The sequence below is a fragment of the Micromonospora sp. WMMD730 genome (assembly GCF_049178955.1).
Lineage (GTDB): Bacteria > Actinomycetota > Actinomycetes > Mycobacteriales > Micromonosporaceae > Micromonospora > Micromonospora wenchangensis.
The window spans coordinates 6,907,679-6,931,679 of record NZ_JBMHML010000002.1; the positions used below are offsets into that span (position 1 = coordinate 6,907,679).

Below are 24,001 nucleotides of genomic sequence, written 5' to 3' on the forward strand. Positions count from 1 at the left end.
ATCACTGACCCGGCACGCGTGGCGTGCCCCTGGGCGATCTTGCGGGCGATTCGGCGGCGTACCCATGCTGCGGCGGGCCATCGCGAAGATGCGCCCCGCTCGAAAGGCATTTCTTGACCACCTCCGTTGACCCCGGCACCAGTCCGTCCGTCCACGACCTCCCGACCGACGACGTCACCCCGGCCACCCCCGTCGGCTTCGCCGACCTGGGTCTGCCCCGGCAGCTCGTCGACGCCCTCGCCCGGCAGGGCATCACCACCCCGTTCGAGATCCAGCGGGCCACCGTGCCCGACGCCCTCGCCGGCCGGGACGTCCTCGGCCGGGGCCAGACCGGCTCCGGCAAGACCCTCGCCTTCGGCCTGCCGATCGTCGCCCGGCTGGCCGAGCTGAACCGGGCCCGGCCGCTGCACCCGCGCGCCCTGGTCCTCGTCCCCACCCGTGAGCTGGCGATGCAGGTCAACGACGCGCTGCTGCCGCTGGGCAAGGCCGTCGGGATCTTCCTCAAGACCGCCGTCGGCGGCGTGCCGTACGACCGGCAGATCGACGCGCTGCGCCGGGGCGTCGAGATCGTCGTGGCCACTCCGGGCCGGCTCGGTGACCTGATCAACCGGGGCGTCTGCGTCCTGGACGACGTCGAGGTGACCGTCCTCGACGAGGCCGACCAGATGGCCGACATGGGCTTCCTTCCCGAGGTCACCGAGCTGCTCGCCAAGACCCCGGCGGGCGCCCAGCGGCTGCTGTTCTCGGCCACGTTGGACGGTGACGTCGACGCCCTGGTCAAGCGGTTCATGACCGACCCGGTGACGCACTCCACCGCGCCGTCGACCGCCTCGGTGTCCACGATGGACCACCATCTGCTGCTGATCCCGCCGCACGACAAGTTCGCCGTGGCGGCGTCGATCGCGGCCCGGTCCGGCCGGACGATGCTCTTCGCCCGTACCCAGCTCGGTGTCGACCGGCTGGTGGAACAGCTCGGCGCGGTGGGCGTACGGGCCGGTGGGCTGCACGGCGGCAAGACCCAGCGGATGCGTACCAAGACCCTCGCCGAGTTCCGCGAGGGACGGATGGACGTGCTGGTCGCCACCGACGTGGCGGCCCGGGGCATCCACGTCGACGGGGTGTCCCTGGTGCTGCACATCGACCCGCCGAAGGACCCGAAGGACTACCTGCACCGGGCGGGGCGTACCGCGCGGGCCGGCGAGTCCGGCGCGGTGGCCACGCTGGTGCTGCCCAAGCAGCGGCGGACCACGCTGGCGATGCTGGAGAAGGCGGGTGTGGAGCCGGCCGAGACCCGGGTGCGGGTCGGCGACGCGGTGCTCGCCGAGCTGACCGGTGCCCGCGAGCCCAGCGGTGTCCCGGTCCGCGAGGAGCCCGAGCCGCGCCGGCAGGGCGACCGCCCGCGCCGCTTCGGCGACCGGGACGCCCGGGGCTACGGCGGCGACCGGGGCCACGGCGGCAGCCGGGACGGCCGCGGCGGCTACGGCGGGGAACGGCCGGCCCGGGAGCGGGGCTACGGCGGTCAGGGCGGCGACCGGCCGACCGGGGACCGTCGCTACGGCGACCGGCCCTACGGTGACCGCGCGGCCCGGGACGACCGCCCCACCGGCGACCGGGGCTACGGCGACCGGACCGGGAGCGGCGACCGGAGCTACCGCGACCGCACCGGCGGCTACCGCGATCACAGCGACCGCAGCGGCGGCGAGCGGGGCTACCGTGACCGCCCGACCGGCGGTGCCGGCTTCGGCGAGCGGACCGGCGGCGGGCAGGGCTTCGGCGAGCGGACCGGTGGCGGTTACCGCGAGCGGCCGAGCGGCGATCGCGGCTATGCCGAGCGTCCCCGGACCGACCGGAGCTACGGCGATCGCGGCGACCGGGGTTACGGCGACCGGCGCTTCGGCGAGCGCAGTGAGCCGCGTTTCGGCGACCGGGATGCCCGGGGCGAGCAGCGGTCCGGTGAGCGTCGGTTCGGCGGCGGCGAGTCGCGTGGCACCGACCGTCGGGGCGGGTTCCGCACCGAGGGACTGGTCCGTGACGACCGGCCGCGTGACGACCGGCGGGGCTTCGGCGGCCGGCCGCCGGCGCGTACCCACTGATCGAATCGGGAGCGGGCCGACCCGGCCACGATCCCCTGCGGTTCCGACGCCGCCCCGGAGCACCTGCTCCGGGGCGACGTTCGCGCATGCGCTGCCGTCGACGCCCTGCTGGCGTAACGTCCGGACCATGCCGAGGTCACTTTTCTGGAGCCGGACCGACACCGCCGGGGCCGAGCACGCCGTCCTCGACGACGGGGCCGGATTCGCCGCGCACGGCACCCAACTGGCCGTCGACCCGATCCCCTACACCTGCCGCTACCGGTTGGAGACCGGCCCGGACGGGGCCACCACCTCGCTCGCCGTGGAGGTGGAGGGGGCCGGCTGGTCGCGGAGCGTACGGCTGGAGCGCGGCGCGGACGGGTGGCGGGTGCGCACCGGCGAGCAGGGTGACCTCGACGCGGTGTTGCGGGCGGCCGGGCAGCCACCGGCCGGCCTGCCCGGCATCGAGGACACCGACCGGCTGCACGGGGCGCTCGACGTCGACCTGGGCGGCTCGGCCCTGTTCAACAGCCTGCCGATCCGTCGGCTGGGGCTGGCGGGGGCCGCGGCCAGCACCGAGCACCGGATCACCGTGGCGTGGGTGCTGGTGCCCAGCCTGGAGGTGGTGGCCGGCGAGCAGGTCTACACCGCGCTCGGGCCGGGGCGGGTGGGGTTCACCAGCGACACCTTCCGCACCGAACTGGAGGTGGACGGCGAGGGGCTGGTCCGGCACTACCCCGGGCTGGCCGACCGGGCCGACCTGGGCTGACCGGGGGGGGAACCAGGGCGGGCACGGCCGCGCCGGGTGTCAACCGGGCCGGCTCCCCGGTGCCCGCCGGGTGTCAGCCGGGCCAGCTCCCGGTGCTGAGGAACCGGTCGATGGTGGCCAGGTGCGGGGCGAGGTCGAGGCCCTGCGCGGCCACCCAGGCGTCGTCGTAGTAGGTGTCGGCGTACCGGTCCCCGGCGTCGCAGATCAGCGTCACCACCGAGCCGGGCCGCCCCTGCGCGAGAAGTTCGGCGATCAGCCCGAACGCCCCCCACAGGTTGGTGCCGGTGGAGCCGCCGACCCGCCGGCCGAGCACCGCCGAGCCGGCCCGCATGGCGGCCAGCGAGGCGGCGTCGGGCACCTGGGTCATCCGGTCGACCACCGAGGGCAGGAAGGACGCCTCGACGGTGGGTCGGCCGATCCCCTCGATCCGGGAGCCCCGGCCGGTGCGTACCGACCAGTCGGCGGCCCGCCACGCCGGGTAGAACGCCGAGTTCTCCGGGTCGACCACGCAGAGCTTGGTGGGCAGCCGCTGGTAGCGGGCGTACCGGCCGATGGTGGCACTGGTGCCGCCGGTGCCGGCGCCGACCACGATCCAGGCGGGCACGGGGTGCCGTTCCAGGGAGAGCTGCGCGTAGATCGACTCGGCGATGTTGTTGTTGCCCCGCCAGTCGGTGGCCCGTTCGGCGTAGGTGAACTGGTCCATGAAGTGCCCACCGCTGTCCTCGGCGAGCCAGCGCGCCTCGACCACCACCTTGGCCGGGTCGTCGACCAGGTGGCAGCGCCCGCCGTGGAACTCGATCTGGGCGATCTTCTCGGGTGAGGTGGAGGCGGGCATCACGGCGACGAACGGCAGCCCGAGCATCCGGGCGAAGTACGCCTCGGAGACCGCCGTCGAGCCGGAGGACGCCTCGATCACCGTGGTCGCCGGCCCGATCCAGCCGTTGCAGAGCCCGTAGAGGAACAGCGAGCGGGCCAGCCGGTGCTTGAGCGAGCCGGTGGGGTGCACCGACTCGTCCTTGAGGTAGAGGTCGATCCCCCACTGCCGGGGCAGCGGGAACGGCAGCAGGTGGGTGTCGGCGGACCGGTTGGCGTCGGCCTCCACGGCGGCGATCGCCTCGGTCACCCACACCCGGCTGGCCTCGTCGCACCGGTCGAGATGAGTCACGTCGGCAACGGTACAAGCGAGGTCAGCTCGGGTTCGGGCCGGCCCGGCGTCGTTGCCGGCGCTGACCGGCCCGGCCCGCCGCCCGGATCACCGGGAGCAGCGCCAGCGCCAGCCGGGGGTAGGCGTCCAGCAGGCGTACCTGGGCACCCCGCCAGCGGGGCAGGCTGACCACCGGCCGGGGGCGGCGGGCGAGCCGGACGACCCGGGCCGCGACCCGTTCCGGGCGCAGCAGGGTGCCGGTGAACGAGGCCACCGCGCCGTCGTCGTCCAGCCGGTCGTGCAGCATCGGCGTCCAGATGCCGTCCGGGCAGAGGCAGGAGACGTGCACGTCACGCAGCCCGGCCGTCCGCAGGTCGGCGAGGGTGCCGATGCTGAACGCGAGCAGCGCGTGCTTGCTGGCCGCGTAGACGGTTTCACCCGGGGCGGCGACCAGCCCGGCCAGGGAGACCACGTTGAGCACGTGCCCGTGCCGCTGGGCGCGCATCACGTCGAGGGCGGCGAGGGTGCCGTTCATCGCGCCGAGCGCGTTGACCTCGACCACCTGCCGTCGGGTGGCCGGGTCCTGCGTCCAGGACGCTCCGGTGACCAGGATGCCGGCGTTGTTCACCCACAGTCCGAGCCCGCCCCGACCGGCCGCCTCGGCGGCCACGGCGGCGCAGGCGGCCGGGTCGCGGACGTCCAGCGCCCGGGACCATCCGCCGAGCGGCGCGGCGGCGAGCGCGACCGCGTCGGGATCCAGGTCGGTCAGGAGTACGGTCCAGCCGTCGGCGTGCAACGCGGCGGCGACGGCCCGGCCGAGCCCACCCGCCGCCCCGGTCACCACGGCGGTGGTGGGCGTCATCGGCGCAAGGTATCGCCGTCGCCCCACCCGCACCAGCCCCACCAGCCCCGGTCGGCCGGTCAGGGGGCCGGCGGCTCGATCGGCTGGGGCCGGTTCTCCCACTTGGTCGACAGCGCGATGCCGGTGCGGGTGGAGGCCACCCCGGGGGTACGGCTCAGCCGCACGATCAGCTGTTCCAGCTCGGCGATGGTGCCGACCCGAGCCTTGAGCAGGAAGGATTCGACGCCGGCCATGAAGTAGCAGGACTCGATCTCGGGCATCTGCCGGAACGTCTCCAGCACGTCGTCGGTGTCCCCGCCGGAATCCTCGACGATGCCGATGAGCGCGGTCACGCCGAGGCCGATCGCCTCCGGCTCGACCTCGGCCCGGTAGGCCCGGATGACGCCGCTGGACTCCAGCTTGCCAACCCGTTCGTGCACGGCCGGCGCGGAGAGGCCGACCTGCCGGGCCAGCTCGGCGTACGACAGGCGGGCGTTACCGCGCAGTAGTTCGACGAGGCTCCGGTCGATCGCGTCCACGGAGGGTGAGCCTATCCGTTGGGGCGTAACGTCCGGCGACCGGCATCCGTTGCATCTGACAGCAGGTGACAGTTCGCAGACCGACGGTCAAGGGAGTCCCGCGCCGGTACCATTTACTAACTTCCCACTCCGTGCGTTTTTCGCGTTTGGCGGACAGGCCAGTTCGCTGGTGCTGTAATTGCCATACGTCCCTCATGACGGCTCTGGGCTCGCACCGGCCGGGGGCAGTGTGTTCAGCCGAGGGCTTCGTCGACGCGAGGAGGGGGCTGTGGACACTGGAGATCGCCTGCTGACACCGGGTGAGGTCGCCGCACTGTTTCGGGTGGACCCGAAGACTGTGACGCGGTGGGCGGCGGCCGGCCGGATAGGCAGCATCCGGACTCCAGGCGGGCATCGCCGGTTTCGGGAATCCGAGGTGCGGGCCCTGCTGGAAGGGGAGGGCATGTTGGACGAGGCGGAAGACATGGGCAAGCCACGTAACGTGGGCCCGGCCGCCTCGACCGGGCCGGGTCCGGCCAATGCCGGGATGTACTGAATGGTGCGAGACGGACGCGCGGGCCGGCCGAAAGGTCCGGCCCGCCGCCGACTGAACGGGCGGCGGACCCGCCGGCACCGATCGTTGCGGCCCGGCTGACCGTTGTGGCCCGGTTGATCGTTGTGGCCTGGCGGGCACCCGCCCCGATTGGCGACGGCGGTCGGGCACACACGTCCGGATCGACGGCGGTGGCCGTGGTGGTCAGCGCTCGGCGGCCAACTCGCCCGACCAGCGGCGGAACAGGGTGTGCGGCACGCCCAGGGCGTCCAGCACCTTGCCGGCGACGAAGTCGACAAGTTGCTGCGCGGTGGCGGACGCGCCCGCGCCGTAGAAGCCGGGGCTGGCCGGCAGCACCACCGCGCCGGCGTCGTGCAGCGCGATCAGGTGTTCCAGGTGGCTGCGGGTCACCGGGGTCTCCCGGGGCACCAGCACCACCGGGCGTCGTTCCTTGAGGTTGACCTCGGCGGCGCGCTGCAGCAGGTCCTTCGACAGGCCGATGGCGATGCCGGCGCAGGCCGCCGTGCTGGCCGGCACGACCGCCATGCCGCGTACCCGGTAGGAGCCGCTGCTCGGGCCGGCGGCGATGTCGCCGGCCGGCCAGTGCCGCACGTCGTCGCCGGTGAGGTCCCGGCCCAGCCAACCGGCGAGGTCCTCGGCCCAGTGGCCGTCCCGGAACGGCCGGCCGGTCTCGTCGAGGACGGTCAGCCGGGCGGCCCGGGACACGATCAGGTCCACCGGATGCCCGGCGTCGAGCAGGCCCCGGACGACGGCCGCCGCGTAGGGGGTGCCGGACGCCCCGGAAACCCCCACCACCCATGGTTCGCGCATACGCCCAGCCTGCCTGGTGTACGCCGACCGCCGACGCCCGCCCCCACAATCGGCCCCGTCGGCACGGTGCGGGACCGGCCGGTCGACCCACCGTCGCCGTACCGGCGCCTCCGGGCCTCCCGCAGCAGGCCCGGACGGCACGTCGACGCTGGACCTGCGATGCTGCGCACGGATGATCCACACGGTACGGGGGAGACATCGGTAATGGTCGACGAGATCCTCTGGTCGTTACGGTCGGCGTGCCCGATCCCACCCCGGCTCTCCCCGTACGCCGACGGGGTACAGGAGTGGCTGCTGGAGCTGCTGCCCCGGCTGGGTCTGCCGTTGGGTGCCGAGGCGTTGCACCGGCTCGACCGGGCCGGCTTCGCCCGGTACGCGGGCCGCCTCTACCCCGACGCCAGCGAGCCGGACCTGCGTACCGTGTCGGCTCTGTTCACCTGGTTCTTCCTGGTCGACGACGCCTGCGACGGGCCGGACCGGCTGCCGTCGGAGCAGATCCGGGCGCTGCGTCGCGGGACGCTGACCCTGCTGCACGACGGCCCCCGACGGCGGCACCCGGGATTCGGGGGTCCGCTGCGCCGGCTGCTGGTCGAGGCGTGGCGGATGCCCCGCCGCCGGATGCCGGCCCGCTGGCGGCTGCGGTTCGTCGACGCGGTCGGTGACCACCTGGACGGCAACTGGCGGGAGGCGGTGGCGAAGGAGAGCGGCCGGACACCCGGCGTGGCCGAGTACGTCGCGTTGCGCCGGGCCACCTCGGCGGCGTACGTGTCGTATCCGCTGATCGAGTTCGTCGGGGGCAGGGCGCTGCCGGACGCGGTCTACCACCATCCGCTGCTGCGCCGGATCGGTGAACTCGGCAACGACCTGCTCTCCTGGTACAACGACCTCGCCTCGATGGAACGGGACCGGACCACCTCGGGCGGGCACAACCTGGTGTTGGCGCTCGCCGACGAGCGGGACGTGCCGGTGGAGCGGGCCGCCGAGCTGGTCGCCGACCGCTGGCGGGACACGATGACCCGGTTCCATATGCAGTGTGCCGCCGTCCCGTCGTTCGGCCCGGCGCTTGACGACTCCGTCGCCGCCCACCTCGACGGCATCGCGAACGCCGTCCGGGGCACCATCGACTGGACCCTGGAAAGCGCCCGCTACCCCGTCCACCCCCACCCCTGACGCCCGGCGGGGCGCAGGGCGGTGCGGGAACCGAGATGAGCGAGGAGCGGGGTCAGGCGCCGAGGTCGAGGCGGATCACCAGGTCGAGCAGGGCGAAGACGAACAGGGCGATGCCGACGAAACCGTTGGCGGTGAAGAAGGCCCGGTTGACCCGGCTCAGGTCGGTCGGGGTGACCACCACGTGCTGGTAGCCGAAGGCGACCGCGGTGAGCGCCAGCCCGATCCACCACGGCCAGCCGAAGCCGACCAGCGCACCGAACCAGATGAACAGGGCGAACGTCACCACGTGCGCCACGGTGGAGGCGTGCAGCGCGAAGCGCCGGCCGTAGCGGGCGGGGACGCTGCGTACCCCGATCCGGCGGTCGACCTCGTCGTCCTGGCAGGCGTAGATCAGGTCGAAGCCGCCGATCCACAGGCCGACGGCCGCGCCGAGCAGCCAGGCCGGCCCGGAGCCGGCGAAGGTGCCGGTGACGGCGAGCCAGGCGCCGACGGGGCCGACGGCCTGGGCGACCGCCAGGATGGCGTGCGGCCAGTCGGTGAACCGCTTGCCGTAGGGGTAGACGACCAGCGGAATGACGGCGAGCGGGGCGAGCACCAGGCAGAGCGGGTTGAGCAGGGCGGCGGCGGCGAGGAAGACCACCAGGGCGACGGCCGCGCCGGTCCAGGCCGTCCGCACGCTCACCGCCCCGGTGACCAGTTCCCGCCCGGCGGTACGCGGGTTACGCGCGTCGATCCGCCGGTCGAGGATGCGGTTGGCGGCCATGGCGAACGTCCGTGCCCCGACCATCGCCACGGTGATCAGCAGCAGGTCTCCCCAGCGCACCCGACCGCCGTTGACCTGCATCGCGGTCAGCGCCGACAGGTACGCGAACGGCAGCGCGAAGACGGAGTGCTCGATCGCGACGAGCTTGAGGAAGGACTTGACCCGGCCGGGGCGGGCGGCCGGGGCGACGGCGGTGGCCATCAGATGCCGTACTCCTTCCAGCGCTTGTCGACCAGGGAGGTGACCTCCGGCGACATGGTCATCTCCTCCGGCCAGCCCCGGGTGTAGCCCTCGGCGGGCAGCTTGCGGGTGGCGTCGACGCCGACCTTGCCGCCCCAGAACTGCTGGTAGGAGGCGTGGTCGAGGTGGTCCACGGGGCCCTCGGTGAGCAGCAGGTCGCGGGCGTAGTCGACGTTGCCGAAGGCGCGGAAGGCGACCTCGTTGTAGTCGTGCACGTCGCAGTCGGCGTCGACGATCACGATCAGCTTGGTCAGCGACATCAGGTGCGCGCCCCAGATGGCGTTCATGACCTTCTGCGCGTGCTTGGGGTAGCGCTTGTTGATGGACACGATGGCGCAGTTGTGGAACACCCCGGCGGCCGGCAGGTCGTAATCGACGATGTCCGGGATCAGCAGCTTGAGCAGCGGCTGGAAGATCCGCTCGGTGGCCTTGCCGAGGCCGTGGTCCTCCTGCGGCGGCTTGGACGTGACGATCGAGTGGTAGACCGGGTTGCGCTGCATGGTCATCGTCTCGACGTGCAGCACCGGGAACGGCTCGACCGGGGTGTAGAAACCGGTGTGGTCGCCGAACGGTCCCTCGGGCAGCCGCTCGCCGGGCTCCAGGTAGCCCTCCAGCACGATCTGCGCGTGCGCGGGCACCTGCAACGGCACGGTCAGGCAGTCGACCATCTCGACCCTTTCGCCGCGCAGGAACCCGGCGAACAGGTATTCGTCGATGTCACCGGGGAGCGGCGCGGAGGCGGCGTAGCTGACCACCGGGTCGCAGCCGATGGCGATGGCGACCGGCAGCCGCTGCCCGAGCCGCTCGGCGACCGCGTGGTGGGCGGTGGAGTCCTTGTGGATCTGCCAGTGCATGCCGAGCGTGTTGCGGGAGTGCTGCTGGAGGCGGTAGAGACCGAGGTTGCGCTTGCCGGTCTCGGGGTGCTTGGTGTGGGTCAGCCCGTAGTTGTGGAAGATCCCGCCGTCGTCGGGCCAGACCTGGAGGCCGGGCAGCCGGTCGAGGTCGACGTCGTCGCCGGAGTAGACCACCTCCTGGCAGGGGGCGGTCTTCACCTTGCGCGGCGGCACCGACTTGAGCTGCATGACCTTGCCCAGCCCCTCGCGGATGCCGGACCAGCCGACCGGCAGCTCCGGCTTGATCAACGCGCCGATCCGGTCGCCGATCTCGTCGAGCGATCCGACGCCGAGCGCCATCGCCATCCGCTTCTCGGTGCCGAACAGGTTGATCGCCACCGGCATCTCGCCCCGGGTGGGCCGCTCGAACAGCAGCGCCGGCCCGCCGGCCCGGACCGTCCGGGTGACCACCTCGCTGATCTCCAGCGTGGGGTCCACCGGGACGGTCACCCGCCGCAGCTCGCCCGCGCGCTCCAGCGCCGCGAGGAAGTCCTTGAGATCGGTGTACGGGAAGCCACGAGCCGCCATACGGCCAGTCTCCCGCACCCCGGCCGGCAGCGCCCACGCCGGGTACGTCCCAGCGGTGTGCGCCTCCCCACCCGGACCGGTACGTCTGCCCGCGCCGGCGGGTGCGTCTCTCCGGCCGGCGGCTGGTCGTTGCACGGGTGACGGCCGGTCGGGCCGCGACGTCGGGACGGGGGCAGGATAGGCGACGAACGGGTTCCGGCGGGGTTCACCGAGCAGCGGGCGCAGGTCGGCGACGTGTCGATCAACTATGTCCGGGGCGGTCGGGGGCCGACCCTGGTGCTGCTGCACGGCTATCCGCAGTGCTGGCGGATGTGGCGGGGGCTGCTGCCGGAGTTGGCCGCGACGTACCAGGTGGTCGCCCCCGACCTGCGCGGTTTCGGCGGCAGCGACGCCCCACCCGACGGGTACGACAAGAAGACCGTCGCCGCCGACCTGCACGGGCTGCTGACCGGGCTGGGCCTGGCCGACGACATCCGGCTGGTCGGCCACGACGTGGGCACCATGGTCGCGTACGCCTATGCCGCCGCGCACCCCGACACGGTGTCCCGGCTGGTGCTGACCGAGGCACCGATCCCGGACGAGAGCATCTACACGTTTCCCGCGTTGACCGAGGCCGGGCCGGCGGTGTGGAACTTCGGCTTCTTCAGCCTCACCAACGGTCTGCCGGAGGAGCTGGTCACCGGCCGGGAGGCACGCTGGGTGGACCGCTTCACCGACTCGATCATGGTGCACAAGGGCAGCATCGGCCCGGACGACATCGAGGAGTACGCCCGGCACCTGAGCGACCCGGCCCACCTACGGGCCAGCTTCAACTATTTCCGGGCCTTCGCGCAGGACGTCAAGGACAACACCGCGTACCGGAAGAGCCCGTTGCCGATGCCGGTGCTGGCCGTCGGCGCGGCGGCCAGCCTCGGCGGCCAGGTCGCCGAGCAGGTACGCCGCTACGCCCGCAAGGTCGACGGCCGGGTGGTCACCGACTGCGGCCACTGGCTGTTCGAGGAGCGCCCCGCTGAGCTGACCGCCCTACTGCTCCCCTTCCTGCACGGCTGACCCGGAGCCGGCGAGATCAGGTCGATCCGCTGCGGGTGGACGCATCCTTGGTCAGGGCGTCGCGGACGACCTCGGAGCAACGGCTCGCGGCCCGCTCGGCGAGGCGGTCAAGGTGCTTCACCAGGTCCACCGGCAACCGGGCTCACCCATTCGGGGATCCCGACGGGTTCGGGGGTCAGCGGGTGCGGGCGAGCGTCAGGAAGGATCGCCAGGCTGCCGGGGTGAAGCTCAGTACGCCACCGTCGCGGTCCTTGCTGTCGCGGACGGCGACCAGCCCGGAAAGGTTGTCGGCCACCTCGACGCAATCCCCGCCGTTGGTGCTGCTCCGAGTGCTGGTGCGCCACCGCGCGTCGGTCAGCTCCATGACTTCGCCACCTCCGTCAACAGATCGATCGACTGCCGGGCCGGCAGCGCCTCCCCCTGGATCGACTCCCAGGCCGACCGGACCGCCAGCACGTCCTCGGTGTGGTCGATCACCTGGCCCTTGAGCTGATCGTCCAGATAGACGACGTCCTCCCCGGTGGGCAGCGTAGCCAGCACGAAGGCCCCGGCGACACCCGGATATGCGCCGACCGAGGCGGGCACCACGTGCAGCCGCACCCGGGGATGTTCGGTGGCAATCTTCGCCAGCCGCAGCAGTTGCTCGCGCATCACCACCGGCCCACCGACCGGGCGGCGCAACACGTGTTCGTCGAGCACCGCGACGAGTTGCGGCGGTCGTTCGCCGGCCAGCACCGCCTGCCGGGTCAACCGCGCCTCGGCCCGCTGCTCCACCTCCTGCTCGTCGAAGAGGCCGACGCTGCGGAACAGCGCGCGGGCATAGGCCGCCGTCTGAAGCAGCCCCGGCACCACCATGGGCTGGAACGACCGGAGCACGGTGGCCTGCCGCTCGTTGGCCTCCCACTCCCGCATCCACTGCGGTGACCCGAGGCGGGCCAGCATCCGGGCGAACGCGCCGCCGGTGTCGAGCGCCGCATCGACCCGCTCCCAGAAGTCGGGCGGCGGCTTCCGCGCCCCGGTCTCGACCATCGCCACCGTGGACGGCGAGTAGTTGACCGCCTTGGCCAGGTCCTCCTGGGTCATCTTCCGGGCGGCCCGCATGTGCCGCAGTTCCTCGATCAGCACCCGTAAACGCTCGTCCATCCGCACGTCTCCTCACCACCGCGACCCGCGTTCCTCACCGGCCTCACCGTCGACCCGCTCAGGTACACACGGCGACCGGATGCCTTCCGAGCGTAGTGCCGTCCTCACCAGACTGTGCCCAGCGGAACCGCCCGGATCCGACAGGACGGGCGGAACCGCGGAGGGGTCGTCCGGTACGTCGGCGACGGACGGCCCCTCCCTCCAGCGCAGTCGCCCCCCACATCGGCGACGGACGATCCCCACCCGAGCGCCCGGACCTCGGCGACGCCCCGCCCCGGGCCCACGGGCGAGAAGAGGAATACACGATGACCCGCCCTGTGCAGCGCTCCCGGCTCCACGTCCCACTCCGACCACTGTGGCTCTGCCGGGTCTGCGGCGGTCCGTGGCCCTGCGCCACCGCCCGCCTGACCCTTGCGGCCGACTACCGGAACAGCCGGGTCGCCCTGTCGATCTACCTGGCCGGGATGCTGTACACCGCCGTCGAGGATCTGTACCGGCTCCACCCCGACGACACCCCGAAACCCGCAGCGCTGTACGAACGCTTCCTCGGCTGGACCGCCCGCACCTATCGGTGAACTTTAGTTTCTGGTCGACCAGCGGCACGAACCAGAGAACTCAGTCAGACCAGCATCCGGCATTCCCGTCCATTCGGGTGTGTCACTGGTCCCCCGTGGCACGAGCCTGCGACCAATGCCCGGAGACCATCTTGTGCGCCTCAATCGCAGACGCCACCGTGAGACCGATCTCCGCTGCCAGGACTTCGTACCGGACGTTCCACGATGGCGGCGGTTCGGGGAGATCATCCGGCACGGTGTGGGTACCTCGGATGGAGAAGACGTGGTGCACCCGCCTGACCAGCGCTTCATCAGCCGGCACGCCGTCCTCCACCAGCAAGACGAGGTCGACCAGATCTCTGACCCGGGTGGACAGCCCGGTCTCGTAGAGCCGCGTCAGGGCATGCAGCTTCTCGGCGTACTGCTGCCGCAGGTCAGCTACCCAGATCGCCCGGGTGGGGATGGCGGCGAATGCCAGGTCGTCAGGCAGTTCGCGCAGCTCGACGCCGCCAAGCTCCTCGGGTCGCGCCACCACGTCCAGCTTGAGCTTGGCGAAGAGCTGGCCGGCGAGGCGACTCTCGACCGCGAAGCGCCAGGCCGGACGGCCGTACGCGTCGTCGCGTAGCCGGACCGGCGCGGTGGCCGAGTAGCTGAACCCGTCACCGTCAGGGTCGGTGAGCAGGGCCTCGGTGAGCACCTCGTGGAGTTCCGTTCCGTCGCCCGGATCTGCTACCAGGCCCGGCCGCATCACCAGGTCGACATCACGGGTCGATCGTGCGAGCCCGGGCCGCCTCAGCTCGACCGCCATACCACCCTTGAGCACCCAGGCATCGGTGTGCTGATGGACGAGTCGCACCAGGAGCCGGGTGAAGGCGAGGCGGCGACGGAGCCAGTTGGGGTCCCTACCGAGCAGTCGCGCACGTTCGAGGATGCGGTTGTCGAGGGCAGCGCGGAGCGCGGAAGGCGTCGAGTATTTCCTGTTCATCGACCTGCCGCCGCCAGGGCCGTCTGCGCACCCAGCTCCGCCGTGGGGCCCAGTTCCGTGGCGGCGGCACGTAGCCGCCTTGGGGTGATGAGGCCCCGGCTGAGCGCCTCGGCGACAGCACCGTCGAGCCACTGTTGCTCGATCCTTGCCTGTGCGCACTCGGCAAGTGCGCGACTCGGGGTCGTCACCCGGAACCCTTCTCGATCCTCGATGTCTGCTTCGGGGGGGAGTGGTCGGTGCAGGACGATCTCCGGTGCCAAGCGTCGGAACCGCGCGGGAACCGACAGATGAACCCTGGCCGGGTCGAGATCACCAAGGTCGTGCACGGAGAGCGCGCTGGCATGACTCACCACGCCCACCGCTCCGCTCCACAGCACCCAACGGACGAGATGGTCCGCCGGATGCGCCGGCCAATCCACCAGCCGGAAGACTCCTCGGTCAACCCGCACCCAGTTGCCGTGATCAACGTGGTATTTCTGCGCCTGATGCGAGTATCCGGCTTCCGCAGCCTGCGCGGCGGTGACGTAGCCGTGTTGGCGAGCAGCGAGCTGGAACAGCGCGCGCCGGTTCGTCCGCTGGCCGGATGGTGACACCCGACAAGGGTAACAAACTAAAGAAAAACTTTAGTTTCTGGTCAGTCACCAACACAGAACTAAAGTTTTCTTTTAGTTTCCGCACCGAGAGGTGCATCCTTCTCGTCGGCGGTCGGCCGGTCAGGCCACCGGCTGCCAGGCGTACGCGGCGAGGGGCGGGTCGAGCGGGGCGCGGGTGAGCCGGTTGGCGAGGGTCGAGATGGTGTACGTCCCGACCCCGAGCACCACGTCCAGGGCGTGCCGGGGCCGGTAGCCGGCGTCGAGGAAGGCGGTCAGCTCGTCGTCCGGCACGTCGCCGGCGTGGTCGAGGACGGCGAGGGTGAACCGGCGCAGCGCCGCCAGCCGGGGTTCGGGCAGGTCGGTGCCGTCGCGCAGCGCGGTGACCAGTTCAGCGGCGGCACCGAGTCGGGTCAGGGTCGCGGTGTGCATCGCCACGCAGAGGTGGCACCGGTTGCGGGTGGCGACGGTCAGCACCACCACCTCCCGCTCGACCGGCGCGAGGTCGGCGGCCTCGAAGGTCGCGGAGGCCGTCAGGAACCCCTTGAGCAGCTCGGGGGATTCGGCCATCAGCCCGACCGCGCCGGGCAGGTGGCCGAGCTTGCGCTGTACGCCGGCCATGGTCGGCCGGGCGGCGTCGGGCGCGGTGTCGAGGGTGTGGACGGTGAAGGTCGGTCGGGACATGGCGGTACCCCTCACGTACGATAGTCAACGTGGTTGTCGAGACAGTAAACCAGGTTGTCGAACATGTCGACGGGTGACCCCGAGCGCCCCGGCTTCGTGCTGCCGCTGCTGCTGCTAGCCGGCTTCCGCAGCCTCGTCGACGACCTGCACGCCGAGTTGGCCCGGCAGGGGCACCCCGAGCTACGGCCGGCGCACGGCTTCGTGCTCCAGGCCGTCGGCGTTGCCGGCACCACGGCGTCCGATCTGGGCCACCGCCTCGGCATTTCGAAGCAGGCCGCCGGGAAGACCGTCGACCGGCTGGTCGCCCTCGGTTACCTGGAACGCGCCGACGACCCGGCCGACGCCCGCCGCAAGCTGGTCCGGATGACGGAGAAGGGTGTCGACGGGCTACGCCGGTCGGCGGTGCTCTTCGACGCGCTGCGGGAGCGCTGGGTGGCGCGACTCGGCGCGGAGCGGGTGGCCGCCCTGGAGGACGACCTGCGCGCGGTCACCCCACCGGATTCCTTCCGCCTCGACGTCCCCGGCTGGTTCGGCACCTGACCACTCCAGAGCCAAGCGCGGAAGCACCGGCAGGAGCGGGCCGGTTGGGGTCAGGCGGTTCGCGGTGTCGCCGTGCTGGCCCGTGTCACCAGCCGGTTTGGCACCAGGCTGGTACCGGGCTCGACGGGCTGGTTGCGGATCTGTCGCAGCGCGGTCTCGACACATCTGCGGCCCACTTCGGCGAAGTCCTGATGGATCGTGGTCAGCGGTGGGATGAACGAGGCGCTGTCCGGGATGTCGTCGAAGCCGATCACGCTGATGTCGCGGGGAACGATCCGTTGCTTCTCGTGCAACGCCCGCAGCACGCCGAGGGCCATCTGGTCGTTGCCGGCGAAGACCGCGGTACACGACGCCTCGTCCGCCAGCAGGAGGCCGGCGCGGTAGCCGGATTCGGCCGACCAGTCGCCGCGGTACATCGACGGTACGGGCCGACCCGCCCCTTCGAGCACGCGGCGCCACGCCGTCGCCCGACGCCCGGCGGCGAAGGACTCCGGCGGCCCGGCGACGTGCCAGACGGTGTGGTGGCCGAGGTCGAGCAGGTGTTGGACGGCCTGCCGCGCACCGTCGGCCTGATCGGTGTCCACCACGCTGTAACGGTCGCCAGCATCGGAGTCGACGACCACGACATGCACCCCTGGCGGGAGGACAAACATCGCGGCGTCGAGCAGATGCACCTCCATCACCACGATGACGGCGTCCACCGCCAACTCGCCCAGTCGGGTGAACGCGCCCAGCACGCCGTGCTGGGTGGGTGTCGCCACGGGCATGAGCGTGATCGCGTAACCCGCACGGCTGGCGTGGGTGGCGATCGCCTCGAGCAGCCGGCTGTTTCCCGTGGTGGACAGCGTGAAGATGATGACGCCGATGGTGCGGAACTCGCCGTTCTTCAGCGCCCGGGCCGCGCTGTTGGGCCGGTAGCCCAACTGCTTCATCGCCGCGAGAACCTGTTGGCGGGTGGACGCGACAACCCCGGGATGTCCGGTGGAGACGCGGGATACCGTCTGCGCGGAGACCCCGGCTGCTCGGGCCACGTCCGCCATCGACACGCGCCGGTGGCGCCGGGTGACGCCTGACGATCCGGCGAGGGCCCGCGGCACACCGTCCGGCGATGCTGGGATCATCGCTACGGTGCTCCTTTCGCAGCCCGGCGGGCTGTTGAACGACACGATAGAGCAGCTGTCGGTTCTTGACGCCATCCGAGAAAGACGGTGGAGGGATCCGGAACGCCGCGTTCCGGATCCCTCCACCGTCAGGTTGGTGTCAGCCGCGGGTCCACCGCTGGTTGGCGCCTCCGTTGCAGGTCCACATGTTCACCGCTGATCCGTTCGCGGTCGCGTTGTTGGCGACGTCCAGGCACAGCCCGGACTGGGCTCCCACCACGGTGTTGTTGGTGAGGGTCCACTGCTGACTGGCACCGCTGCCGCAGTCCCAGAGGATCACCGTGGCGCCCGGCGTCGTGCTCTGACCGGAGACGTCCAGGCACTTGCCGAGCGACTGCAACTGGCGGGTGGAGGCGTTGTACGTCCACTGCTGGTTGGCCCCGGTGTGGCAGTCCCAGAGCGCCGGCCTGGTCCCGTTCGCGGAGTTGCTGTTCGGCACGTCGAGGCAACGACCCGACTGGGCGCCGATCAGTCTCGCCGTCGTCGTCCCGGTGGACGGGACCGGTGTTGTCGGCACGACGCCGCCCAGGTCGATGGTGCTGTACGTGACGGAGTTGACGGTACTGCCGTTGTAGCCGCCGCTGAGCACCACCAGGCTGTGGCCGTCGGCCAGCGGAACCATGCCGCGGCTGTACCCGCCCGCGACCTTGGAATCGACACGGGTCCAGGCGTTCGCGGCACCGCCCTGGGTGTTGACTAACACGTCGGTCGTGCTTTGCGCACTGACGACGAGGGTGCCGTTGGAGCCGCCGGTGGGAAGCCAGGTGATGTACGGGTTCCAGAAGGCGGTCTGGCCGTCGGTCGACCTCAGGACCTGGCCGGTGACTGAGCCGAACGCCTCGGGGTTGGAGGAGATCTTGTAATAGACCGCGAGGTTTCCCGCCGGCGAGCCCCCGTACTCGTACGTCATCACGTAGTTGCCGTTCGGCAGCTTCGCAACTGTCGACATGCCGGGTCGGTCGCTCCGGGTGGAGGTCGCCACGTCGTCCACGACGGGGCCCCAGTTGACGCCGTCCGTGCTGACCTGGTGCACCAGCTTCTGGCTGTGGTTGCTGTCTCGCTCGTCGGAGTAGTAGACGATGAGTCTGTTGCCGTTGACCAGGAAGAAGGGTTCCCAGACCGGTCTGCCCGCGCCGTTGACGATGTTCTTGACGAAGGTCCAGGTCTGCCCTTGGTTCGTGCTGGCGTACATGTCGATCTTGAAGCCGGAGCGGTTACTGGGGACGGAGTCGCCGGCGGCCAGGATGGTCCCGGCGGGGAAATTGCCGATCGCGGTGGGCAGTTCGAACAGCTGTGGCTGCCAGCGCATGCCCCAGCCGTTCTGCGTGTCGGCGACTTCCGAGATCTTGGTCCAGGAGTTGCCGGTGTCGGTGCTGCGGTAGATCGGGAAGACGGGCTTGCCGTTGGTGTACTGCTCGAAGGTGGCGAGCATGGTGCCGTTGGACGACCCGCTGTGCTCCAGCCGTATCCCCCTGGGGTAGAGCGTGCCGGGGGCGGGGGTGCCGGACGGCGGGGTGTACATGGTCTGCGAGGAGCGGGTGATGGCCTCGCTCACCGTGGGGAGGAAGACGGTGCCGACCGCCGCGACCAGGGCGAGCAGCAGGAGCAGGACAAGGAGGGGGAAGGGACGGGAGAGCGGGGCGGCGCCGGATCTGACGCCTGTCTGCTTCGGGAACATGTGCGGCTCCAATAGCGGGGGAACGAGGTTCTCGTCCGGGTCCGCCGCGTCGGGAGTGACCAGGTGGCGGTACGGCGGGGTTCAGGGAACTGTCAGCCGGGCGAGTTGGCGTCCAGCGGCTGGTCGTTGTCCTCTCTCCTCGCAGACGGGTGGGCCAGGGGTCAGGGCGTCTCTCCGCTGGCCGCCACCGTCGACAATGTCACCCTTGTCGATGTTTACGCAAACATTGTTCGGCGAACGATGTCATCAGCCTCATGGGGGCGTCCAGGTGTCGGCCAGCTGGAGGCATCACGACCACCGACCACCGCTGGCGGTCGGTACCGCTGAACCGGCTTCGGCAGGGATGGACGTTCGGCAGGCCAAGGCGCATCGACACACCTGGTCCTCCGGTGGAGGATGGGACGCATGGACGACGCGTACACGGTGGGCGATCCGGACGGCCTCTCCCCGCTACAGCGGGAGATCCGCGACGCGGTGGCCCGGGAGCTGCACGCCCAGCTCGCCCTGCGGGCCGAGCACCTCGAACTGGCCGACGTGCCCGAGGTCGCCTACCAGGTGACCCTGGGTGTCGACCGGGTGCTCACCGGCCGGCTCACTCCACCCCGGCGTACGAGTGCAGGCCGGTGAAGAAGAAGTTCACCCCGAACAGGTTCATCAGCACCGTCAGGAAGCCCAGCACCGCGATCCAGGTCGCCACGTTGCGCCGGACGCTGGGCGTGGCGCGGGCGTGCAGGTAACCGGCGTAGACCACCCAGGAGATGAACGCCCAGGTCTCCTTCGGGTCCCAACCCCACGCCCGACCCCAGGCCGCCTCGGCCCAGATCGCGCCCGCGATCACCGCGAACGTGAAGATCGGGAACGAGAAGGCGTGCAGCGCGAAGGTCAACCGCTCCAGGTCGGCCGCCCCGGGCAGCCGCCGGGCCAACGTGTACGGGAAGCTGCGCCGCCCCTGCTCGTAGCCGTTGCGCAGCAGGAACGACACCGCCGGCACCACGCCCAGCAGGAAGATGCCGGAGGAGAAGACGATCGTCGACACGTGGATGATGAACCAGTACGACTGGAGCGCCGGCATCAGCGGCACCACCGGGACATAGAGCTTCAGCTCGGCGAACGCCAGCAGCAGCACCATGACCAGGGTGAGGAACAGCCCGAGCCGGCGCAGCGACGGCCGCTTCCAGAGCACCACGAGCCAGGCGGCGGTCCCGATCCAGGTGACCGTCAGCACGAACTCGTACATGTTGCCCCAGGGCATCCGGTCGGCCGCGATGCCCCGGGTGACCAGCGCGCCGAGGTGCAGCGCGGCGGCGAGCACGGTCAGCGCGGCGGCGATCCGCCCGGCGAGCCGGGCCCGTCCCGCCGAACGGCTCGGCCGGGTCGACGGCGGCGTACCGGTGACGGTGTCGTCCGGCACCGGCCCGTCGACCTTGGTGACACCCGCGCCGCCGACACCCACGCCGACCAGCTCCCGGGCCGGGGCGACCCGGGCCGACACCGCGCGGACGTTGCCCAGGGCGTACTCGACGGCGTGGCTGATCATCGCGATCAGGTACACCAGGATCGCGAACGTCACCAACTGGTCGGAGACTGCGGACATCACTCGACTCCCTCTCGCGCCCGCCGGTCGGGCCGCCCGTCGTCGCGTACCGCAGCGACGAGAGACGCGAACTCCTCGGCGAACCCTGGATGCTCGGTGCGCGGCAGCCCACCGGCCGACACCAAACTACTACCGCCCGTCGGAGATCCACTGTCGGGGGGCGTCACCCGGAACCAGACCCGCCGACGGCGGCCGAACAGCGAACCCATCAGCCCGACCAGCAGCACCACGCAGGCGCCCAGCATCAGCTTCTCGCCCGGGTCGTGCCGGACGGACAGGGTGACGTACCGCTTGGTGCCCAGGAACTCCAGCTTGCTGCCGTCGTCCAGGGTCCACGTCTCGCCCGGGGCCAGCTTCCTGTCGCCCACCTGCTTGAGCTTGCCGCTGGTCACCTGGCGCTGGTCGAGCTGGTAGACCGAGCCGGGGATGCCGGCGTCCAACCCCAGGTTGCCCCGGTAGGCGGCCAGCACCACGGCCGGGTTGCGCTCCTCGGGGAACCGCGACGAGACGAACGGCGCGGTGTCCGGGGCGGTCGGCAGGTAGAGCCCCTCGAAGGCGACCTGCTGGTTCGCGTCCCGGCGGCCGGTCTCCGGGTCGACGTTGGCGTCGGGGAAGGCGGCCACCCCCTCGCTGGTGAGGTTGGCGTCGCCGCTGGTCAGGAACGGCACCGTGCTGGTCTGGCTGCGGCCGTACCGGTCGGTGTATTTCAGGATCGGGGCGTAGCCGTGGCCCAGCAGGTAGACGTTCGCCGAGCCGAGCCGCAGCGGCGAGTTGACCGAGAAGTCGGCGGTCCGCCGGTCCGAGCCGTCCGGGCGGTCCACGGTCACCGTCGCGCGGTAGCTCTCCGGCTGCCCGGACGCCAGGAACCGGGCGTCGAAGTTGTCCAGGGTCAGGCAGAACGGCGGCAGGTCGGCGCTGTCGACGCGCGGGCCGAGCTTCGCCTCGGCGTACTGCTGGCGGGTGTTGCAGAAGGCCTCGTCGGCGACCAGCAGGCGGTTGCCGTGCCAGCCGTACCACGAGCCGAGCGCGACGCCGATCAGCACGGCGACCAGCGAGGTGTGGAACAGCAGGTTGCCGGTCTCCTTGAGGTAGCCCTTCTCGGCGGAGACCTCGTTGCCGCGCACCTGCACCCGCCACCGGCGGCGGCGCAGCACCGCGGCGATGGCCTGCGGGTCGGCGGCCCCCGGCGACTCCAGCACGGTGTGCTGCGGCAGCCGGTCCATCCGCTTGGGCGCGGCCGGCGGCCGGGCCCGCAACGCCCGCACGTGGTCGCGCATCCGGGGCAGGATGCAGCCCACCAGCGAGGTGAACAGCAGCAGGTAGATGGCGGAGAACCAGACCGAACCGAACACCTCGAACGCGCCGATCCGGTCGAGCTGCGGGGCCAGCTCGGGGTGCTCGACGAAGTACCTGTCGACGTTCTCCGGGTTGACCCCGCGCTGCGGCAGCACCGAGCCGGGGATCGCCGCGACCGCGAGCAGGAACAGCAGGATCAACGCGGTACGCATGCTGGTGAGCTGCCGCCACGAGTTGCGCAGCAGGGCCAGCAGCGGGTTCGGCCGGCGGCGGGGGGCCTCGGCGGGTGGGCTGGCCGGCCGGTCGTCGACGGTCGTCATCAGATGCTCACCTCGCCGGGGCCCACTGTCGTCTGCAACCAGATCACGAAGTTCTGCCAACCGCCGGTGACCAGCGCCAGGCCGATCAGGATCAGCAGCACCCCGCCGATCCGGGTCACCCACCGGCTGTTGCGCCGGACCGCCCGGAACACCCCGAGCAGCCGGTGGAAGCCCAACCCGAAGACCACGAACGGCAACCCCAACCCCAGGCAGTACGCCACCGCCAGCACCACGGCCCGGTCGGTCTGCCCGCCGGTGGCGGCCATCCCGAGCACCGCGCCCAGCGTCGGGCCGGTGCACGGCATCCAGCTCAGCGCGAACACCGCGCCGAGCACCGGCGCACCGAGCAGCCCGGCGGCGGGCAGCCGCCGGATGCGCAGCTCCCGCTGCATGCCGGGGAGCACCCCCAGGTAGCTCAGCCCGAGCAGGACGATCAGCGCGCCGATGACGACTTGGAAGGTGCGCTCGTAGTCGAAGAAGATCCGGCCGAACCCGGCGAAGAGGATCGCGGTGGCGGTGAACACGACGGTGAAGCCGGCGATGAACAGCAGCGTCCCGGCCAGCACCCGGCCCTTGACCGCCGTCACCGGTCGGGCCGCCGTCCGGGTCGCCGTCGCCACCGGGCCGTCCGCCGGTGCCGACCCGCCGTCGTCCGGGTCGGGTCCGCCGCCGGCCGGGGTGGTCGGCCGGGCGCGGCCCTCCAGGTCGGTGCCGGCCAGGCCGGTCACGTACGACAGGTAGCCGGGCATCAGCGGCAGCACGCACGGGGACAGGAAGCTGACCAGCCCGGCGAGCGCCGCCGCGCCGATGGCCAGCAGCAGCGGGCCGGACTGGGCGAGTTCGCGGAACGTCTCGCCCATCAGCGGGAACCGGTCGACGCCGGCTCTTCGGCGGCGATCCGCTCGACGATCGGCCGCAGCCCGTCGGTGGTGACGGCGGCCCGGATCACGGTGGCGATCCGGCCCTGCCGGTCGAACACGACGGTGGCCGGGATCGTGTTCGGCGGGATGTCCAGGGCCAGCGCCAGCCGGCTGGCCGGGTCGAACAGGCTCGGGTAGGTGACCCGGCCCTCCTCGAAGGCGATCGCCTTGTCCCGGCTGTCCTGCACGTTGATGCCGAGGAAGGTCACCCCGGATGCCCTGGTGGCCTGGTAGGTGGCCTCCAGGTCGTCGGCCTCGGCGCGGCAGGGCGCGCACCAGGAACCCCAGAAGTTGACCACCACCACCTGACCCCGGGCCTGGGAGGTGTCGTACCGGCCGCCGGTGAGCAGGTCACCGGCGATCGTCGGGGCGGCGGAGCGTTGGTCGGGGGCGCACTCGACGATGCCGCCGTTGTTGGCGCAGCGGCTCTCCTCGGTGCCGGAGGAGCAGCCGACCAACGCCGCCCCGGCGGTGACGGCGGCGAGCAGGACGGCCAGCGGCCTCCGGGAACGCATCTCAGGCCCCCTTGGCCGTCCGGGCTGTCGCGGACATGGCGATCAGGTGGGCGGCCGGTTCGGAGTACCCGATCCCGACCACCTTCGCCCCGTCGAAGTGGAAGGAGGTGAGGCTGGCCAGTCCGCACTGCCGCCGGCGCGGGTCGTGCCAGAGCCGCTTGCGTTCGACGTAGCGGCGCAGCGTCCAGATGGGGAGCTGGTGGGAGACGATGACCGCCTCGCGTCCCTCGGCGGCCACCCGGGCGGCGTGCAGCCCGGCGAACATCCGCTCGGCGATGGCCCGGTACGCCTCGCCCCAGCTCGGGGTCACCGGGTCACGCAGCACCCACCAGTTGCGCGGGTCGCGGAACGAGCCGTCGCCGGGCGAGACTTTCTTGCCCTCGAACCAGTTGGCGCTCTCGATCAGCCGCTCGTCCACCCCGACCGGGAGCCCGAACTGGCCGGCGATCGGCTCGGCGGTCTGCTGGGCGCGTTCCAGCGGGCTGGCCACCACGTGCACGATCTCCCGCTCGGCGACCGCCTGGGCGGCGGCCTTGGCCATCTGCACGCCCAGCTCCGACAGCCGGAAGCCGGGCAGCCGGCCGTAGAGGATCTGGTCCGGGTTGTGCACCTCGCCGTGCCGCAGCACGTGGACGACGGTCTTGCTCATT

General features: G+C 71.7%; 26 protein-coding genes. 8 read left to right on the forward strand and 18 right to left on the reverse strand.

All coding sequences use genetic code 11. The features are described 5' to 3' along the window. The first annotated feature begins 113 nt into the window (after positions 1-113). Positions 114-2,093 (forward strand): DEAD/DEAH box helicase, encoded by a 1,980-nt coding sequence (locus ACN265_RS29510; protein WP_421410731.1) that lies wholly within the window; start codon positions 114-116, stop codon positions 2,091-2,093. Between the two features lie 127 nt (positions 2,094-2,220). Next, positions 2,221-2,841: a putative glycolipid-binding domain-containing protein gene (locus tag ACN265_RS29515; protein WP_421410732.1), complete on the forward strand. Its 621-nt coding sequence runs from the start codon at positions 2,221-2,223 to the stop codon at positions 2,839-2,841. A gap of 73 nt (positions 2,842-2,914) precedes the next feature. On the opposite strand, the gene ACN265_RS29520 is transcribed toward ACN265_RS29515, so the two are convergent. The 3 genes from ACN265_RS29520 to ACN265_RS29530 are packed head-to-tail and all read right to left on the reverse strand — an operon-like array spanning position 2,915 to position 5,365. Further along, positions 2,915-4,006, reverse strand: coding sequence for a PLP-dependent cysteine synthase family protein (locus ACN265_RS29520; protein WP_421410733.1), 1,092 nt, complete (start codon positions 4,004-4,006; stop codon positions 2,915-2,917). A gap of 22 nt (positions 4,007-4,028) precedes the next feature. Further along, positions 4,029-4,847 (reverse strand): SDR family NAD(P)-dependent oxidoreductase, encoded by an 819-nt coding sequence (locus ACN265_RS29525; protein ID WP_421410734.1) that lies wholly within the window; start codon positions 4,845-4,847, stop codon positions 4,029-4,031. Between the two features lie 59 nt (positions 4,848-4,906). Further along, positions 4,907-5,365, reverse strand: a complete 459-nt coding sequence (locus ACN265_RS29530) for an Lrp/AsnC family transcriptional regulator (protein WP_204925735.1) — start codon at positions 5,363-5,365, stop codon at positions 4,907-4,909. Positions 5,366-5,633: 268 nt separating this feature from the next. Here ACN265_RS29530 and ACN265_RS29535 point away from each other — a divergent pair, with 268 nt between their 5' ends. Beyond that, complete coding sequence (locus tag ACN265_RS29535; protein WP_334452084.1) at positions 5,634-5,900, forward strand: BldC family transcriptional regulator; 267 nt, start codon at positions 5,634-5,636, stop codon at positions 5,898-5,900. Positions 5,901-6,101: 201 nt separating this feature from the next. Here the strand turns inward: ACN265_RS29535 and ACN265_RS29540 are convergent, their stop codons facing one another. Beyond that, positions 6,102-6,728, reverse strand: coding sequence for a UbiX family flavin prenyltransferase (locus ACN265_RS29540; protein ID WP_204925733.1), 627 nt, complete (start codon positions 6,726-6,728; stop codon positions 6,102-6,104). Between the two features lie 204 nt (positions 6,729-6,932). Between ACN265_RS29540 and ACN265_RS29545 the strand changes: the two genes are divergently transcribed. Beyond that, the gene (locus ACN265_RS29545; protein ID WP_421410735.1) at positions 6,933-7,898 is read left to right on the forward strand and encodes a terpene synthase family protein; all 966 of its coding nucleotides are present in this window, start codon (positions 6,933-6,935) and stop codon (positions 7,896-7,898) included. Between the two features lie 52 nt (positions 7,899-7,950). On the opposite strand, the gene mqnP is transcribed toward ACN265_RS29545, so the two are convergent. Both mqnP and ACN265_RS29555 read right to left on the reverse strand, forming a co-directional pair. Further along, complete coding sequence (gene mqnP, locus ACN265_RS29550) at positions 7,951-8,862, reverse strand: menaquinone biosynthesis prenyltransferase MqnP (RefSeq protein ID WP_421410736.1); 912 nt, start codon at positions 8,860-8,862, stop codon at positions 7,951-7,953. Further along, complete coding sequence (locus ACN265_RS29555; RefSeq protein WP_420115328.1) at positions 8,862-10,322, reverse strand: menaquinone biosynthesis decarboxylase; 1,461 nt, start codon at positions 10,320-10,322, stop codon at positions 8,862-8,864. Before ACN265_RS29555 ends, mqnP begins: the two co-directional genes overlap by 1 nt. 234 nt (positions 10,323-10,556) lie before the next feature. On the opposite strand from ACN265_RS29555, the gene ACN265_RS29560 reads away from it, so the two are divergent. Continuing rightward, complete coding sequence (locus ACN265_RS29560; protein WP_421410737.1) at positions 10,557-11,372, forward strand: alpha/beta fold hydrolase; 816 nt, start codon at positions 10,557-10,559, stop codon at positions 11,370-11,372. Between the two features lie 175 nt (positions 11,373-11,547). Here ACN265_RS29560 and ACN265_RS29565 read toward each other — a convergent pair whose 3' ends face one another. Further along, positions 11,548-11,736 (reverse strand): DUF397 domain-containing protein, encoded by a 189-nt coding sequence (locus tag ACN265_RS29565; protein ID WP_421410738.1) that lies wholly within the window; start codon positions 11,734-11,736, stop codon positions 11,548-11,550. Beyond that, on the reverse strand, positions 11,727-12,515 hold the full coding sequence (locus ACN265_RS29570; RefSeq protein ID WP_421410739.1) for a helix-turn-helix domain-containing protein: 789 nt from the start codon (positions 12,513-12,515) through the stop codon (positions 11,727-11,729). Before ACN265_RS29570 ends, ACN265_RS29565 begins: the two co-directional genes overlap by 10 nt. Before the next feature lie 305 nt (positions 12,516-12,820). Between ACN265_RS29570 and ACN265_RS29575 the strand changes: the two genes are divergently transcribed. Then, positions 12,821-13,090, forward strand: a complete 270-nt coding sequence (locus ACN265_RS29575) for a hypothetical protein (RefSeq protein WP_421410740.1) — start codon at positions 12,821-12,823, stop codon at positions 13,088-13,090. 82 nt (positions 13,091-13,172) lie between these two features. Here ACN265_RS29575 and ACN265_RS29580 read toward each other — a convergent pair whose 3' ends face one another. The 3 genes from ACN265_RS29580 to ACN265_RS29590 all read right to left on the reverse strand — a co-directional run bounded on the left by ACN265_RS29580 (position 13,173) and on the right by ACN265_RS29590 (position 15,328). Beyond that, positions 13,173-14,054: a nucleotidyl transferase AbiEii/AbiGii toxin family protein gene (locus tag ACN265_RS29580; RefSeq protein ID WP_420115333.1), complete on the reverse strand. Its 882-nt coding sequence runs from the start codon at positions 14,052-14,054 to the stop codon at positions 13,173-13,175. Continuing rightward, positions 14,051-14,647 carry a type IV toxin-antitoxin system AbiEi family antitoxin domain-containing protein gene (locus ACN265_RS29585; protein ID WP_420115334.1) on the reverse strand — a complete coding sequence of 199 codons (597 nt, stop codon included), beginning with the start codon at positions 14,645-14,647 and terminating at the stop codon, positions 14,051-14,053. Before ACN265_RS29585 ends, ACN265_RS29580 begins: the two co-directional genes overlap by 4 nt. Before the next feature lie 120 nt (positions 14,648-14,767). Next, positions 14,768-15,328 carry a carboxymuconolactone decarboxylase family protein gene (locus ACN265_RS29590; protein WP_421410741.1) on the reverse strand — a complete coding sequence of 187 codons (561 nt, stop codon included), beginning with the start codon at positions 15,326-15,328 and terminating at the stop codon, positions 14,768-14,770. Positions 15,329-15,391: 63 nt separating this feature from the next. Here ACN265_RS29590 and ACN265_RS29595 point away from each other — a divergent pair, with 63 nt between their 5' ends. Further along, positions 15,392-15,868 (forward strand): MarR family winged helix-turn-helix transcriptional regulator, encoded by a 477-nt coding sequence (locus ACN265_RS29595; protein WP_421410742.1) that lies wholly within the window; start codon positions 15,392-15,394, stop codon positions 15,866-15,868. Positions 15,869-15,918: 50 nt separating this feature from the next. Here ACN265_RS29595 and ACN265_RS29600 read toward each other — a convergent pair whose 3' ends face one another. Then, positions 15,919-16,989 carry a LacI family DNA-binding transcriptional regulator gene (locus tag ACN265_RS29600; protein WP_421410743.1) on the reverse strand — a complete coding sequence of 357 codons (1,071 nt, stop codon included), beginning with the start codon at positions 16,987-16,989 and terminating at the stop codon, positions 15,919-15,921. A gap of 139 nt (positions 16,990-17,128) precedes the next feature. Continuing rightward, positions 17,129-18,706, reverse strand: a complete 1,578-nt coding sequence (locus ACN265_RS29605) for a ricin-type beta-trefoil lectin domain protein (RefSeq protein WP_421410744.1) — start codon at positions 18,704-18,706, stop codon at positions 17,129-17,131. A 405-nt stretch (positions 18,707-19,111) separates the two neighbouring features. Between ACN265_RS29605 and ACN265_RS29610 the strand changes: the two genes are divergently transcribed. Next, positions 19,112-19,333, forward strand: coding sequence for a hypothetical protein (locus tag ACN265_RS29610; RefSeq protein WP_204925723.1), 222 nt, complete (start codon positions 19,112-19,114; stop codon positions 19,331-19,333). Here the strand turns inward: ACN265_RS29610 and ccsB are convergent. The 5 genes from ccsB to ACN265_RS29635 are packed head-to-tail and all read right to left on the reverse strand — an operon-like array spanning position 19,299 to position 24,000. Beyond that, entirely contained in the window at positions 19,299-20,300 is a 1,002-nt protein-coding gene (ccsB, locus tag ACN265_RS29615) for a c-type cytochrome biogenesis protein CcsB (RefSeq protein ID WP_420115339.1), read from the reverse strand. The genes ACN265_RS29610 and ccsB overlap by 35 nt on opposite strands. Continuing rightward, positions 20,300-21,916: a cytochrome c biogenesis protein ResB gene (gene resB / locus ACN265_RS29620; protein ID WP_421410745.1), complete on the reverse strand. Its 1,617-nt coding sequence runs from the start codon at positions 21,914-21,916 to the stop codon at positions 20,300-20,302. Before resB ends, ccsB begins: the two co-directional genes overlap by 1 nt. After that, on the reverse strand, positions 21,916-22,776 hold the full coding sequence (locus tag ACN265_RS29625; protein WP_357925356.1) for a cytochrome c biogenesis CcdA family protein: 861 nt from the start codon (positions 22,774-22,776) through the stop codon (positions 21,916-21,918). The genes resB and ACN265_RS29625 overlap by 1 nt, the downstream gene beginning before the upstream one ends. Further along, positions 22,776-23,351: a TlpA family protein disulfide reductase gene (locus ACN265_RS29630; protein ID WP_421410746.1), complete on the reverse strand. Its 576-nt coding sequence runs from the start codon at positions 23,349-23,351 to the stop codon at positions 22,776-22,778. Before ACN265_RS29630 ends, ACN265_RS29625 begins: the two co-directional genes overlap by 1 nt. 1 nt (position 23,352) lies before the next feature. Continuing rightward, entirely contained in the window at positions 23,353-24,000 is a 648-nt protein-coding gene (locus tag ACN265_RS29635) for a histidine phosphatase family protein (RefSeq protein ID WP_088642050.1), read from the reverse strand. Position 24,001 lies beyond the last annotated feature (1 nt).